Here is a 14,418-nt window from a genome sequence, read left to right as displayed (position 1 = left end):
GACCGAGAACACCCCATGCGCCTGCTGCTTGTCGAAGATGATCGTGCCCTCGGCCAGGGCATCCGCGTGGCCCTGAGCGCCGAAGGCTACACCCTGGACTGGCTGCAGGATGGCGCCAGCGCCCTGCATGCCCTGCGCACGGAAAGCTTCGACCTGTTGCTGCTGGACCTGGGCCTGCCGCGGCTCGACGGCCTGGAATTGCTCCAGCAATTGCGCGCCGCCCGCCAGGACCTGCCGGTGCTGATTCTCACCGCCCGCGACGGCACCGCCGAGCGCATCGCCGGGCTGGATGCCGGGGCCGACGACTACCTGGTCAAGCCCTTCGATGTCGAGGAATTCAAGGCCCGGGTCCGCGCCCTGCTGCGCCGCAGCCAGGGTCGTGCCCAGCCGCTGCTGGAGCACGCCGGGATCTGCCTCGACCCGGCCAACCAGCAGGTGCACTACCAAGACGCCGAGGTGGTGCTCACCCCCATGGAATACCAGTTGCTGCATCAGCTGATGGTGCGCCCAGGCAAGGTGGTGACCCGCGAACGCCTGTCCCGGGCGCTGTACGGCTGGCAGGACCGGGTCGAGAGCAACACCCTGGAAGTGCTGATCCACAACCTGCGCAAGAAGCTCTGCAGCGAGCTGATCCGCACCGTGCGCGGCGTCGGTTATGTGCTGGAGCTCAAGCCATGAACTCGGTGCGCACGCGGATTCTGCTGCCGGTCCTGGTCCTGGTGCTGCTGGGGGATTTGCTGATCAGCTGGCTGGTGCTGCGCGACAGCCACCATGAAATCGAAGAGGTCTACGACGCCCAGCTGGCCCAGAGCGCGCGGCTGCTGCAAGGGGTGCTGCGCCAGCGCGACCCGGCTCAACAGACGGACGCGGCGGACTGGGAGCGCCTGCACCAGGCCTTCGACCAGGCCATGAGCCGGGTCGGCGTGGACGGCGCCGCCCACCCCTATGAAACCCGCCTGACCTTCCAGGTCTGGCGCGACGACGGCCAGTTGCTGATGCGCTCCGCCGAGGCCCCGCTGCTGGAGGCGCCGCCCACCACCCTGGGGGCCCACGACATCCTGGAAAACGGCAAGGACTGGTGCGCCTTTCTCCTGGCCGACCCGCAGCAGGGCCTGCTGATCTGGGTCGGCGAACGGGATGACATTCGCCAGGACCTGATCCAGCGCATCGTGCGCCATACCCTGTGGCCGACCCTGATCGGCGTGCCGCTGCTGGCGCTGCTGATCTGGCTGACCATCGGCTGGGGCCTGGCGCCGCTGCGGGCCATGGCCCGGGCCATTCGCGGGCGCAGCAGCGACACCTTGCAGCCGCTCGGGCTCAAGCCGTTGCCCCAGGACCTGGAACCGATGCAGACCGCCCTCAACCAGTTACTGGCGCAGATCGACAGCCTGCTGGAGCGCGAGCGGCGCTTTATTGCCGACGCCGCCCATGAACTGCGCACGCCCCTGGCGATCCTGCGGATTCACGCGCAGAACGCCCAGAGCGCCGGCAGCCCGGAGCAACGCCAGGAAGCCCTGGATTTTCTGGTGAGCGGCGTCGACCGCGCCACCCGCATCGGCAGTCAGCTGCTGACCATGGCGCGCATCGAGCCGCAGCTGAGCAACCCGCGCCTGAGCCGCATTGACCTCAGCGCCCTGGTGCGCGAAGAGCTGGCGGAGCTGACGCCTTTGGCCCTGGAGAAGGATGTTGAACTGGTGCTCGAAGGCGACGAAGGCTGCCTGATCGACACCGACCCGGTGGCTTTGGCCATTGCCCTGCAGAACCTGGTGACCAACGCCCTGAACTTTGCCCCCGCGGGCAGCGAGGTGCGGGTCGGCCTGCGGCCCCAGGCCGATGGCGCGATGCACCTGTGCGTGGAAGATGCCGGGCCCGGTATCAACGAAGAGGAACGCGGACGTTTGCTGGAGCGTTTCTACAGCCAGGGCAACGCCCATGGCGCCGGGCTGGGGCTGGCGATTGTGCAGATGATCGTCAGCAAGATCGGTGGCCGTCTGGAGTTGCGCAATCGGCCTGAGGGCGGGTTGTGTGCGTTGTTGCGGCTGGGGCCGGTGCTTTAGTCGGCGGCGCGAAGGGCCTATCCTGTGCGCCGCTCGGGAATCGGGGGGCTGGCGGCCCCTCCGCCAGCCGCATGAAATAACAATCAGGGAGACCCCCATGGCCATGCCGGAACGGCTGAAACCAACACCCGCGACGCCGAAAATACGGGCGCTGATGAAGGACTTGCTCAAGCAGATCCTCGACCGGATCTGGGACAACCAGGAACGGGAAAGCCCCGAGATCAGTGCGCTGATCCAGCAATGGAACAGCCACGCCGGCCGGCCTTTCGAGTTCCACGAATTTCGCGACATGCACAGCCATACCAGCGCGGAGAACTTTCTGCGCACGGCCTTTCATCAAGAGCGCTACGTTGACGACCTGAGCTTCGACGAAGCGTGCGCCGTGGCGGATTTCATCTGCCAAAGCGAGGGCACGGAGTCTGATACGGACTACGCCCTGGGCCTGTTGGAAACCAACTTCCCCGAAGCCAATGCCTCGGACCTGATCTTCTGGCCCAACGCGTGGTTTGACGATGAAGACCTGTTGCATATCGAGCTCAGCTCGGCGCAGATCATCGGTTATCTGATGGCGAAGTCTTCGCGGCCTTTGCAGGACGCGCCGCCCATCACCCTGCCCTATGCCATTCCCCAGAACAGGTCATAGCGCCGCCTGGGCCGTCTCCACCCGCAGCTCGGCTGTGGCCACGGGTGGCAGCGGCCAGCGCCTGCTTCATCCCCGGCTCTTTTTCTTCGATCGCCCCGCGCGCCCGTCGTACTCCGGACGGCCCGACACCACCAGCCCGAAGAAGTAGGGATCAGCCCCTGGGTCTTCCAGTTGTCCGGAAGATTTGTTGTGCACTTCGATCACCGAAAACAGATCGACAAGACGGTCCTGGATCTCTTCGATGTCCGCCGCTTTGAGCGTGACCATCGCGCTGTACTTGAATGATCCGGACACATTGAAATATTCGCTTTGCTCGGGCTTGGTCAACGATCGATCGATCTCGTGACGCAGGAACCGGTCCTTGAGCGCCAGGGCCTCTGCGGTTCTGGGCATTCTCAAGGTGGGGGCATGGCGCACGAAGGGTGACTGCGGGGTACTGCGCTCCTTGGCCACAAGGCTCAGGAAGGCTTCGGTACGCGCGTCGTAGGCCAGGCCGAGCTGCTGGCACACCGCCTGGATTTCGGCCACCGAGGCGCTGTCCACCATGTACAGATAGGTCATCAACGGCAGCAGTTCGAAGTGTTCCTTGAAGGCTGCAATGATCTCTTCGGTGACGATGAACTCACGTTCGTAGCGGCTCAGGCTCAAGGCGCGGCGCAGCAGCTTGGAGTCGTGTTCGCGCACCTCGAGCATGGCGGAAAGATCCTTGACCTCCACCCCTTTGCCAAACAGCATTTCGTGCACGGGGGCCGGCAACAAGTCACGAAAGTAATGCCAGTAGTAATCGAAGCTCGACTTGCTGGCGGGGACGATGCCCAGTTGGTCATGCAGTTCGACGGCTGACTCAAGGCTCAGGTGCTTGCGCCCTGCCTCGACGTCCCGGTAGTGGTTGGCGGAAAACGGAATGTTCACGGTTTCCAGAAAAGTTGAAATCTTCAGGTGGCCGCTTTCGAGGCGCAACTGGGTGAGAAACGCGCCAAAGGCCTGCTGGTTCTCCGACATTTACTCAACCTCTACCGCGAACGAAACAGCGACCCGGGTGGTGCTCTTCCTGATTTTCATGCTGGCAGTGACGGCCCCTATCTCTCGTGTATTGCCGACATGCACGCCACCACAGGGGATCGACCAATCGCCGCATTGCCACCAGCGATAGCCTGGTCCTTTGCCGGTGTCGGCCTGGGTTCTGACGGCATGACCGGCCGCGCAAAAGCGATTCAACTCTTGCGTAGCGCGCTCCAGGCTCTGCTCATCGAACTCGCCCATGAACTCATAGTGATTTTCCCCGCCCTGGTCATTCAACGGCGAGCGGACCGGGTGTGGAATCGAGCGTCCCAGTGTCTGCTCCAGCAGGCAGTGCATCAGGTGCATGGCCGAATGAATGCGCATCTGCTGATAGCGCAGGGACCAGTCCAGGGTCGCCGTCACCCCCTGCCCCGGCACCAGTGATTGCAGTTGCCCGAACCCGGCGTCATCCAGCTTCAGGTAATGCCTGATCTCGTCGTCCTTCCTTTTGGTGGTGGTGATCTCGATCACCTGCGGCACATCACCGGCCCCGGGTTCGCTGAGGGTCAGAAGCCCCCGATCCCCCAGTTGGCCGCCGCCCTGGGGATAGAACACCGTCTCGCTCAATAGAGCGAAGGGCGCACCCGAATCGTCCCGTTCAAGCCGGTGGATCTGGCATTGCACGGTTTGCAGGTAGGGTTGCTGATGAAACAAAGGAAGGGTTGGGTTCATGTGTGCCTCGCGTCCTTGAGCATTCACGGCCGGCCGGGGATTCCCATGAACAGCCGTTGCCTGTGTGGTGCATTAAGAACCATCTGCCGATGAATATTCAACCCCTGGATTAATAATAAATCCTCAGGATTAATTTTCGGCGTACACAATCCCCAACCTACCTCTCGTGCAAAAGCCAACCCAATACGCGATTGCCGTAAGAGCCGGCTTGCCGGCGAACGCGATCTCTCAAGCCGGCTCCTACAGGTCGGTCAGTCAGCAGCAGGTTGCCCCTCAGCCCTGGTCGCCGCCGCCCACCGGCAGCACTGTGCCGGTGATGTAGGAGGCTTCGGCGGAGGCCAGAAACAGGATGGCTGCGGCTTGTTCGTCGATGTTGCCGTAGCGTTTCATCAGGCTGCTGTCGAGGGTCTGATCGACGATCTGCTGGTACCAGACTTGCTCCTCAGGGCTTTGTTCAGCGCTGTTGCGCGGAATGCGCCGCGGCGGGGCTTCGGTGCCGCCCGGAGCGGTGGCGTTGACCCGCACGCCACGGCCGGCGGTTTCGAAGGCCAGGCAGGCGGTGAGTGCGTTGATCCCGCCCTTGGCCGCGCCGTAGGGCACGCGGTTGAGGCTGCGGGTGGCGATGGACGAGACGTTGACGATAGCCCCGCTGCCCTGCTCCAGCATCTGCGGCAAGGCGGCGTGGCAGCACCACAAGGTCGGGAACAGCGAGCGACGGACTTCGGCTTCGATCTGCGCGGGCTCGTAGTGTTCGAAGGGCTTGGCCCAGATGGTGCCGCCGACGTTGTTGATGAGGACGTCGAGGCGGCCGAAGTGGGCGATGGCCGCCGCCATGATTCGGCTGCATTCGCGGTACTGCTCCAGGTCGGCGGTCAGGGCCAGGACCGGGAAGCGTGGGGTCAGTTCGGCGGCCAGTTCGAAGACCAGTTCGGAGCGGTCCACCAGCACCACGCGAGCGCCCTCTTCGGCCAGGCGTTCGGCAACGCGACGGCCGATGCCTTGGGCGGCGCCGGTGACCAGGGCGACTTGGTTGTGGAAACGGTTCATGGAAACCTCGTGAATGCAAAAAGATGGAGAGCACGCCACCCGACGTAGGAGCCGGCTTGCCGGCGAAGGGGCCCTTGAGCCTTGCAGCGCCCTTGTCGACGCCTTCGCTGGCAAGCCAGCGCCTACAGCGGCGAGGCGCCCTTCAGGCGGCGCTGGCGGCGAACTTTTCGTAGTAGAAATTCGCCGGGGCGATGCCCTGCTCGCGGATGAACTGGCTCACCGCCTCGACCATCGGCGGCGGGCCGCACAGGTACACGTCCACATCACCCTGGTTGAGGTGCACCGGCTCGATGTGCTGGGTCACGTAGCCCTTGCGCGGGTAGTGGCTTTCGGGGTTGGCCACGCAGGCGCTGAAGCTGAACTGCGGGATGCGTGCGGCAAAGTCTTCCAGGCGATCCAGCTCCACCAGGTCGAAATCGTTGGTCACGCCGTAGATCAAATGCAGCGGATGCTCGCTGCCCTGCTCGGCAATTTTCTCCAGCATGGCGGTGAACGGCGCCAGCCCGGTGCCGCCGGCCAGCAACAGCAAGGGCCGGCGAATATCCCGCAGGTAGAAGCTGCCCAGGGGCCCGGCCAGGGTCATGCTGTCGCCGGCTTTGGCGAGACCGGTGAGGAAGCTGCTCATCAGGCCGCCGGGCACATTGCGGATCAGGAAGCTGACCTCGCCGTCGCGCTGCAAGGAGCTGAAGGAATAGGCCCGGGTCTGTTCGCTGCCGGGCACTCCGAGGTTGACGTATTGCCCCGGCAGGAACGCCAGCTGGCTCAGGGCCTCGCCCTTGATCGACAGGGCAATGGTGCTGGCGGACAGCTGGCGCACCGCGCTGATGCTGGCCTGGAAACTGCCCTGCCCGGCGCGGCAGACCTGGGACGAAACCGGCACCCGCACCACGCAATCGCTCAAGGCGCGCATCTGGCAGGTGAGGACAAAACCCTGCTCGGCCTCATCGGCGCTCAGGGCGTCTTCGATGTAGTCCTCGCCCAGCTCGTAGCGCCCCGCCTCGGCAAAACACTTGCAGGTGCCGCAGGCGCCGTCGCGGCAGTCCAGGGGGATGTTGATGCCTTGGCGGTAGGCGGCGTCGGCCACGGTTTCGCCCGGGTTGGCGTTGACGAAACGGGTCACGCCGTCTTCGAAATTGAGTGCGATTTGATGGCTCATGGCGGTCGCCTCAGAGGTGGTAGATATCGACGACCTGGCGAACGTAGTCGTTCTTCAGGATGACTTTCTTGGCCAGGATCAGCGGGTTTTCGCCGCGCAGGTCGAGGGTGTAGAAGCTGCAGCCGAAGTAGCTGTCCACGGTCTTGTAGCGAAAGCTCAGGGTGTGCCAGTTGAAGCGCAGCTTGCACAGGCCGTCGCCCTGCTCCAGCAGCTCGATATTGCTCAGGTTGTGGGAGGTGCGGGTGTCGGGAATGCTGGCGCTGGAGCGCTCGGTCTTGATGCGGAACACCCGGTCTTCCAGACCGCTGCGGTTGCCGTACCAGATCAGTGAGATTTCCCGCTGCGGGTCTTCGGTCAACTGGTCACTGTCGTCCCAGGACGGCATCCAGAAGGTCGCGTCCGGGGCGTAGAGTTCCAGCCAGCTGTCCCAGTCCTTGTCGTCCAGGTAGCGGGCTTCGCGGTACAGGAAATCGCGCACGGTGTCGTAGGAAACAGTCATTGCACGGCCTCCACATCGATCCGGCGTGAAGCGTCACGCTCCAGGGCCGCCAGCAGGGTTTGCTGCCAGTACTTGTGCTGCATCACGAACAGGCCCTCGTCCTCGGTGCGCACGCCGCTGAGGATCGGCTGCAGGTCAATTTCTTTCGCTGCGTCGTCCGCCCCCTGGACCCAGTGCTCGGCACCGCGGGACATGTCGTTCCAGGCCGTGCTGCTGCCCTGGTAGCCGAGCTGGCAGGAGCGGAACTCCTCCAGGTCGTCCGGGGTGGCCATGCCGCTGACGTTGAAGAAGTCTTCGTACTGGCGGATGCGCCGGGCCCGGGCTTCGTCGCTCTCGCCCTTGGGCGCGATGCAGTAGATGGTGATTTCGGTGCGATCCACCGAGATCGGCCGAGCAATGCGGATCTGCGAGCTGAACTGGTCCATCAGGTAGACGTTGGGGTACAGGCACAGGTTGCGCGAGTTCTCGATCATCCAGTCGGCCCGGGCCTGGCCGAAGTCCCGGGCCAGCTCGTCGCGGCGTTCGTACAGCGGCCGGTCCTCGGGGTTGGACCAACGAGTCCAGAGCAGCATGTGGCCCTTGTCGAAGGAGTAGAAGCCACCGCCCTGCTTGGCCCAGGTGCCGGCGCTCATAGTGCGGATGTCTTCCCCGGCTTCGCGCTGCTTGCGCTGGTTCTGGGTGGCGGCGTAGTTCCAGTGCACCGAGCTGACGTGGTAGCCGTCGGCGCCGTTCTCGGCGGTGAGCTTCCAGTTGCCTTCGTAGATGTAGCTGGAGGAGCCGCGCAGCACTTCCAGGCCGTCGGCGGACTGGTCGACGATCATGTCGATGATCTTCGCCGACTCCCCCAGGTGCTCCACCAGGGGCAATACGTCGGGGTTGAGGCTGCCGAACAGAAAGCCGCGATAGGACTCGAAGCGCGCGACGCGGGTCAGGTCGTGGGAGCCGTCGCAGTTGAAGCTGGCCGGGTAGCCGGCGGCGGCCGGGTCCTTGACCTTGAGCAGTTTGCCGGTGTTGTTGAAGGTCCAGCCGTGGAACGGGCAGGTGAAGGACGCCTTGTTGCCGGTCTTGTGCCGGCAGAGCATGGCGCCGCGATGGCTGCAGGCGTTGATGAAGGCATTGAGTTCGCCGTTCTTGTTGCGCGCAATGAACACCGGCTGCCGGCCCATGGTGGTGCTGTAGTAGTCGTTGGGATTGGGGATCTGGCTGTCGTGGGCCAGGTACAGCCAGTTGCCTTCGAAGATGTGCTGCATCTCCAGGTCGAACAGCCGGGGGTCGGTGAACATCTCCCGCTTGCAGCGGTAGACGCCCTGGTCGGGGTCTTCTTCAAGCAGGGAATGCAGGTATTCGGGTCGCAGGGACATGGCCGCCGCCTCCATTGTTTTTATTCAGGCAGGGCCATGCTAGGACGGGGGTTGGCAGGGCAATAGCCGATGCGTGCAGACCTGTATCCGTTTTCTGCAGATTGCTCTGTAGTCGCTGCCGCAGGCTGCGAACGGCCCGAAGGGACGCAAGGGTCTCAAGGCCGCTAAAGGCTCGGTTGGCGATCGCCAGGCAAGGTCCTGCGGACCTTTTCGCAGCCTCGCAGGCTCGGCAGCGGCTACAGGGGTGTAGCCGCTGCCGCAGGCTGCGAACGGCTCCGCAGGAGACGCAGGGATCCCAAGGACGCCGAAGGTCTGCCGGGTGATCGCCAGGCACAGGTCGGAAGGGCCGGTCAGTGGCGACGCTTGAGGGTGTCGGACGGCCGTTCGCCGTATTGCTGGCGGTAGCTCTGGGCGAAGCGGCCCAGGTGGGAAAAACCGAAGTCCAGGGCCAGTTCGGTGACGTTGCGCACCGGGCTGTGCGGGTCGCTGAGGCAGGCGTGCACCCGTTGCAGTTTCTGCTGGCGGATGTAGTGCTTCGGCGTGGTGCGGACGTTGCGTTCGAACAGCGCGTACAGCGAACGCAGGCTCATGCACGCCTGTTGCGCCAGCTCTTCGCAACCGATGTCGCGCTTGAGGTTGCGCTCGATGTAGTCGGCAATGCGTTCGAAGGTCGCCGCCGAGGCACTCAGGGTGCCGCGCTGGACATTGGTCTGCATCAGGCCCAGCAGTTTGCTCACCAGGATGTGCGCGTAGTGCTCCTGCACCTTGGGCATGGCCTCCAGGGCTTCGGACTCCTGGCACAACAGGCTCAGCAGGGGCACGAAGCCTTCCAGTTCCTGTAGTTGGTAACGCTGGCGCAGAAAGCGCACGCCCTGCCCCGGGTACTGCCAGCGCTGTTCCTGGCAGGCGGCTTCCAGCAGGGGCGTGGGAATCTTGATGATGAATTTTTCGCAGTCGTCGGAATAGGTCAGGTCCACCGGGTCGTCGGGGTTGATCAGCAGCAGTTCCCCCGGGGCGAAGCAGTGTTCCTGGTCGCGGCTGCGCCACAGGCAGTGGCCGCGCAGCAGCACTTGCAGGTGGTAGATGCTTTCCAGCGCCGGCGAGGTGACGCGTACGCTGCCGCCATAGCTGAGGCTGCACAGGTCCAGGCTGGCCAGGGCCCGATGGTTGAGGCTGGCCTGGGGCTGGCCCGCCCGGGGCAGGCGGATGCAGTGGCTGCCCACGTGCTGATTGACGTAACCGGACACGGCATGGGGATCGGCTTGAACAAACACGCGGCTGCGTTCACTCAACAGATGCATTTGCATGATCGGGTCACTCTGATGGTGCTTATCAGGTCTGCGTTTCAGGCACGCAACGCAGTCTCGTCAGGCCAGGCATAACGGCAAAAGCCACGGGCACCTAGGTCGGTGCTCCGTGGCCGGGTCAAGCAGGGTCGGCGCTTCAGTCCTCCAGGGCACGCACCCGTTCGTGGCGCTGCTGTTCTTGCGGCTGGGCCGAGGACTGCAGGGTGAAGTCGAAGTGAATTTCCGCGAAGCGGCCGCTCACGCCCAACTCCTTGGCCCGGGCCTGGTCCTCGCTGAAGGTGATCTTGGCGATCAGCTCGTCGCGGGTGGCGTAGGCGAAGTCGTCGTGCAGGTAGGGGTCGCCGTCCAGGTTGATCTGGGTGGTCAGGTGGCGATGGTCATCGGCGGAGATGAAGAAGTGGATGTGCGCCGGGCGCTGGCCGTGACGCCCCAGTTGATCCAGCAGTTGCTGGGTCGGGCCTTCCGGCGGGCAGCCGTAGCCGGACGGCACGATGCTGCGAAAACGGTAGCGGCCCTCGGCGTCGGTGACGATGCGCCGGCGCAGGTTGAACTCCGACTGGCTGCCGTCGAAGTAGGAATAGGTGCCGCCGGTGTTGGCGTGCCAGACATCGACGACAGCCCCGGCCAGGGGCTGGCCGGCGGTGTTGGTCACCTGCCCTTGCATGAACAGCACCACGCCCGGGTCGAGGCCGTCGTCCAGGCGCGCCTCGCCCTGGCTCAGGGGCGCGCCGGCCACGTACAGCGGGCCTTCGATGGTGCGCGGGGTGCCGCCGGTCTTGCCGGCCTGTTCGTCGGCGGCGTCCATCAGCAGGTCCAGGTAGTGCTCCAGGCCCAGGCCCGCGGCCAGCAGACCGGCTTCCTGGCGGGCGCCGAGGACGTTGAGGTAGTTGACGGCTTTCCAGAACTCTTCCGGGGTGACGTTCAGGTCTTCGATGATGTTCACGGTGTCCCGCAGGATGCGGTAGACGATGGCCTTGGCCCGGGGGTTGCCGCCTTCGGTGAACTGGCCGCTGGCTTCTTCAAGAAAACGCTGGGCGCTGGCAGTCTGGGAAATTCTGACGTTCATGATTAATCCTCATCTTGTATTTATTAGAGTGGTGAACGGGCTGATGCGAACTCAGCGGTCATCCTCATGAATGGACGAAGGATGCCTGCACAGGGCGTTAACTTCGATGGCCATGTACGGGTACAGCGGCAATTGCATCAGGGTGTCGTGCAGTTCCTGCACGCTGTCGACGTCGAACACGCTGTAGTTGGCGTACAGCCCGGCAATGCGCCACAGGTGGCGCCACTTGCCTTCGGCCTGCAGGCGCTGGGCCAGGGCCTTTTCCTCGGCCTTCAGTTGCGCGGCGCGCTCGGGGTTCATGTCGACCGGCAGGTTCACGGTCATTTTCACGTGGAATAGCATGCAGCCCTCCTCAGGTGTGATGCAGCACGGGGGTGGTTTTGTCGCGACGGAAGAACGCCAGGCGCTCTTCGTCCAGGCTCAGGCCAAGGCCCGGTGCCCGTGAGACATGCAGGTGGAAATCCCGGTACACCGGCGCCTCGGCGAGGATGTCCTCGGTCAACAGCAGCGGGCCGAACAGCTCGGTGTCCCAGCTCAGTTTGTTCAGGGTCAGGAAGGCGTGGGCCGAGGCCAGGGTGCCGATGCCGCCTTCGAGCATGGTGCCGCCGTACAGGCCGATACCCGCCGCCTCGGCAATCGCCGCGGTGCGCAGGGTGGCGCGGGGACCGCCGTTCTTGGCGATCTTCAGGGCGAACACCGAGGCCGCACCTTCCCGGGCCAGGTTGAAGGCGTCTTCCACACATTCAATGGATTCGTCGGCCATGATCGGCGCCGGGCTGCTGGCATTCAGGCGCACCATGCCGGCGCGGTTGTTGCGGGAAATCGGTTGCTCGATCAGGTCGATGCCGTTGCCGCCGAGGATGCGGCAGGCGCGCAGGGCCACAGCTTCGTCCCAGGCCTGGTTGACGTCGACCCGCACGCTGGCGCGGTCGCCCAGGGCCTTCTTGATGGCGATCACATGGGCCAGGTCGCGGTCCACTTCACCGGCACCGATCTTCAGCTTGAAGATGCGGTGGCGGCGCAGGTCGAGCATCTTTTCGGCTTCGGCGATGTCCTTGGCGGTGTCGCCGCTGGCCAGGGTCCAGGCCACGGGCAGCGCATCGCGCACCCGGCCGCCCAACAGTTCGCTGACCGGCAGCCCGAGGCGCTTGCCCTGGGCATCGAGCAAGGCGCTTTCGATCCCGGACTTGGCGAAGGTGTTGCCGCGGATGCTCTGCTCCAGGCGCAGCATGGCGGCGTTGATGTTGCTGGCGTCCTGACCGATCAGCAGCGGGGTGAAGAAGCGGTCGATGTTGGTCTTGATGCTGTCCGGGCTTTCGTTGCCATAGGCCAGGCCGCCGATGGTGGTGGATTCCCCCAGGCCTTCGATGCCGTCGGCGCAGCGCAGGCGGATCAGCACCAGGGTCTGGTTCTGCATGGTGTGCATGGCCAGCTTGTGGGGACGAATGGTCGGCAGATCGACGATGATCGTTTCGATCGATTCAATGGCAGAAGCGTGCATATCCATACCCGTGAGGTTCTTGAAGTTCTGCGCTCGATTCTGTCCCGGCTTTTTCCGGGGTTCCAATATAGAATTGGTCTGGCTTGATACCTTTAAGGTATGCATATCACCACTGGAGAGCTGTCATGGAACTGCGTCACCTGCGCTACTTCCAGGTGCTGGGGGAAACCCTCAATTTCACCCGCGCCGCCGAGCGCCTGCACATTGCCCAACCGCCCTTGAGCCGGCAGATCCAGCAACTGGAAGACGAGTTGGGGGTGTTGTTGCTGGAGCGTGGCCGGCCGCTGCGCCTGACCGCCGCCGGGCGGTTTTTCTATGAGCATTCCAACCGGGTGCTGGAGCAGTTGGGCAAGGTCTGCGACAACACCCGGCGCATCGGCCTGGGGCACAAGACCTGGCTGGGCATCGGTTTTGCTCCCTCGACCCTGTACGGTGTGCTGCCGCAACTGATCCGCCGCCTGCGCAGCAACGAGACCCTGGAGCTGGAACTGGGATTGTCGGAAATGACCACCCTGCAACAGGTGGAAGCCTTGAAGGCGGGACGCATCGATATCGGCTTCGGGCGGATTCACATCGACGACCCGGCCATCGTGCAGAGGGTACTGACCGAGGATCGGCTGGTGGTCGCCCTGCCCGCCGGCCATCCCTTGCTGGGACAAGAGCTGAGCCTTGAGCAACTGGCCAACGAGCCCTTCGTGCTGTATCCGGCCAACCCGCGCCCGAGCTACGCCGACCATGTGATCGCACTGTTCAATGCCCGTGGCCTGAACCTGAAGATCGCCCAGTGGACCAATGAATTGCAGACCGCCATCGGCCTGGTGGGCGCCGGGATCGGCATCACCCTGGTGCCGGCCTCGGTGCAGGTGCTGCATCGCGACGACATCGGTTTTTGCCCGCTGCAGGAACCCGAGGCCACCTCGCCGATCATCCTCAGCCGCCGGGTCGGCGAGCCGTCGCCGGGGCTCACCCACTGCCTGCACCTGATTGCCCAACTGCGCAGCGAGATCGGTCGCGAACAGCCCGTGGTCAGCTGACTCGGTGCGGGTGCAGTAGGCCCCCGCCAAAACCACTGCTACTCCCCGCCCTGCGGGGATTACACTGCGCCCGACATGATGGAAAAACTCTGGAATCGACCATGGAAGTCTCAAGAACCCGACTGATCCTGCGCCGCGCCGCCGCCTTCATGCTCGACCAGGTGCTGGCGCTGGCGGTGTATGTGCTCCTGTCGCTGAGCCTGCACGGGGTGCTGGCGTGGCAGCCGGTCAGACGCTTGCTCGACCTCGCGCAACAGACGGGGCTGGAGCCCTACCTGCACTCAATGCTGTTCATGCTGGTCTGGCCCTTGTACTTCGTGGCCTGGGAGTATTTCTTCAAGGGCCGCACGCCCGGCAAGTGTGCCCTGGGCCTGGTGGTGATCAACGCCGCCGGAACGCCGCCGACGCTGATCCAGGTACTGATCAGAAGCGCCACCCGCTATCTGGAGGCCGCGTTCGCCTTTGTCCCGCTGATGGCCTGCGTGGAATCAAGCCGCTGCCAGCGAATAGGCGATATGCTCGCCCGCACCTACGTGATCCCGCACAAGGATCTGCAGCAGATACGCAGTGAAATGCCAGCACACCCTCTGTCCCGGGCTTGATGCCTGAAGACTGCCCGTTCCCCTCAAGGAGCCCCGATGCCCGCCGATGCCCTGCACCACGAAATAGCCTTGGAAAGATTTCTCGCCGCCCGCCCCGAACTGCGCGAAGCCCTGGACAAGCTCAATCCGCTGGAGGCCCAGGTCAAGGGCGAGACGCCCGAGCAGTACCGCAACGAACGCCTGCATGAAGCCTTTGAAGCCGAAGCCGAGCGCCTGGGGCTGTTCGCCTGGGAGTTGACCCTGCAACTGACCGCCGCAAGCCCCGAGGAATTCCACGCCCAGCGCCTTGAAGTGCACAGGGAAGTGGCGGAAATGGCCGGCATGCCGTGGGATGAATACTGCGCCCTGCATCCTCTCGATCCACAACCTTGACCTGCACGCGTCCCCCGTAGTCCCTGTTCAGGAGAACCG

The 14,418-nt window shown here is 64.2% G+C and carries 16 protein-coding genes; 6 read left to right on the top strand and 10 right to left on the bottom strand.

Features of this window, described 5'->3' with window-relative positions:
• Positions 1 to 15: 15 nt before the first annotated feature.
• The 3 genes from J5M73_RS21285 to J5M73_RS21275 all read left to right on the top strand — a co-directional run bounded on the left by J5M73_RS21285 (position 16) and on the right by J5M73_RS21275 (position 2,700).
• Entirely contained in the window at positions 16 to 678 is a 663-nt protein-coding gene (locus J5M73_RS21285; protein ID WP_060840095.1) for a response regulator, read from the top strand.
• On the top strand, positions 675 to 2,057 hold the full coding sequence (locus J5M73_RS21280; protein ID WP_102864756.1) for an ATP-binding protein: 1,383 nt from the start codon (positions 675 to 677) through the stop codon (positions 2,055 to 2,057). Before J5M73_RS21285 ends, J5M73_RS21280 begins: the two co-directional genes overlap by 4 nt.
• A 97-nt stretch (positions 2,058 to 2,154) precedes the next feature.
• Positions 2,155 to 2,700, top strand: coding sequence for a hypothetical protein (locus J5M73_RS21275; protein ID WP_102864755.1), 546 nt, complete (start codon positions 2,155 to 2,157; stop codon positions 2,698 to 2,700).
• Positions 2,701 to 2,766: 66 nt separating this feature from the next.
• Here J5M73_RS21275 and J5M73_RS21270 read toward each other — a convergent pair whose 3' ends face one another.
• The 10 genes from J5M73_RS21270 to J5M73_RS21225 form a co-directional block, all read right to left on the bottom strand.
• Entirely contained in the window at positions 2,767 to 3,702 is a 936-nt protein-coding gene (locus tag J5M73_RS21270; RefSeq protein ID WP_102864754.1) for a hypothetical protein, read from the bottom strand.
• The gene (locus J5M73_RS21265; RefSeq protein WP_102864753.1) at positions 3,703 to 4,434 is read right to left on the bottom strand and encodes an alanyl-tRNA editing protein; all 732 of its coding nucleotides are present in this window, start codon (positions 4,432 to 4,434) and stop codon (positions 3,703 to 3,705) included.
• 273 nt (positions 4,435 to 4,707) lie between these two features.
• The gene (locus J5M73_RS21260; protein ID WP_102864752.1) at positions 4,708 to 5,481 is read right to left on the bottom strand and encodes a 1,6-dihydroxycyclohexa-2,4-diene-1-carboxylate dehydrogenase; all 774 of its coding nucleotides are present in this window, start codon (positions 5,479 to 5,481) and stop codon (positions 4,708 to 4,710) included.
• Positions 5,482 to 5,623: 142 nt separating this feature from the next.
• Positions 5,624 to 6,637 carry a benzoate 1,2-dioxygenase electron transfer component BenC gene (benC, locus tag J5M73_RS21255; protein ID WP_102864751.1) on the bottom strand — a complete coding sequence of 338 codons (1,014 nt, stop codon included), beginning with the start codon at positions 6,635 to 6,637 and terminating at the stop codon, positions 5,624 to 5,626.
• A 10-nt stretch (positions 6,638 to 6,647) separates the two neighbouring features.
• Positions 6,648 to 7,136 carry a benzoate 1,2-dioxygenase small subunit gene (gene benB, locus J5M73_RS21250; RefSeq protein WP_102864750.1) on the bottom strand — a complete coding sequence of 163 codons (489 nt, stop codon included), beginning with the start codon at positions 7,134 to 7,136 and terminating at the stop codon, positions 6,648 to 6,650.
• Entirely contained in the window at positions 7,133 to 8,497 is a 1,365-nt protein-coding gene (gene benA, locus J5M73_RS21245) for a benzoate 1,2-dioxygenase large subunit (protein WP_102864749.1), read from the bottom strand. Before benA ends, benB begins: the two co-directional genes overlap by 4 nt.
• A 350-nt stretch (positions 8,498 to 8,847) precedes the next feature.
• Positions 8,848 to 9,804, bottom strand: a complete 957-nt coding sequence (locus tag J5M73_RS21240; RefSeq protein WP_102864748.1) for an AraC family transcriptional regulator — start codon at positions 9,802 to 9,804, stop codon at positions 8,848 to 8,850.
• Positions 9,805 to 9,940: 136 nt separating this feature from the next.
• Entirely contained in the window at positions 9,941 to 10,870 is a 930-nt protein-coding gene (gene catA / locus J5M73_RS21235) for a catechol 1,2-dioxygenase (protein WP_060840106.1), read from the bottom strand.
• Positions 10,871 to 10,921: 51 nt separating this feature from the next.
• Positions 10,922 to 11,212 (bottom strand): muconolactone Delta-isomerase, encoded by a 291-nt coding sequence (catC, locus tag J5M73_RS21230; RefSeq protein ID WP_016966965.1) that lies wholly within the window; start codon positions 11,210 to 11,212, stop codon positions 10,922 to 10,924.
• Positions 11,213 to 11,222: 10 nt separating this feature from the next.
• Entirely contained in the window at positions 11,223 to 12,371 is a 1,149-nt protein-coding gene (locus J5M73_RS21225) for a muconate cycloisomerase family protein (RefSeq protein WP_180988469.1), read from the bottom strand.
• Positions 12,372 to 12,496: 125 nt separating this feature from the next.
• Between J5M73_RS21225 and J5M73_RS21220 the strand changes: the two genes are divergently transcribed.
• The 3 genes from J5M73_RS21220 (at position 12,497) to J5M73_RS21210 (ending at position 14,379) form a co-directional block, all read left to right on the top strand.
• A complete protein-coding gene (locus J5M73_RS21220) occupies positions 12,497 to 13,405 on the top strand; it encodes a LysR family transcriptional regulator (protein WP_102864746.1) in 909 nt (302 codons plus the stop codon).
• Between the two features lie 101 nt (positions 13,406 to 13,506).
• The gene (locus tag J5M73_RS21215; RefSeq protein WP_060840109.1) at positions 13,507 to 14,007 is read left to right on the top strand and encodes an RDD family protein; all 501 of its coding nucleotides are present in this window, start codon (positions 13,507 to 13,509) and stop codon (positions 14,005 to 14,007) included.
• A gap of 36 nt (positions 14,008 to 14,043) precedes the next feature.
• Complete coding sequence (locus J5M73_RS21210) at positions 14,044 to 14,379, top strand: DUF6388 family protein (RefSeq protein ID WP_102864745.1); 336 nt, start codon at positions 14,044 to 14,046, stop codon at positions 14,377 to 14,379.
• Positions 14,380 to 14,418: the final 39 nt, after the last annotated feature.

It is taken from the genome of Pseudomonas sp. 50_B (assembly GCF_017491625.1).
GTDB classification, from domain to species: domain Bacteria; phylum Pseudomonadota; class Gammaproteobacteria; order Pseudomonadales; family Pseudomonadaceae; genus Aquipseudomonas; species Aquipseudomonas danubii.
The sequence above is the reverse complement of the archived record's forward strand: the minus strand, read 5'-3'. Positions and strand labels throughout refer to the sequence as shown.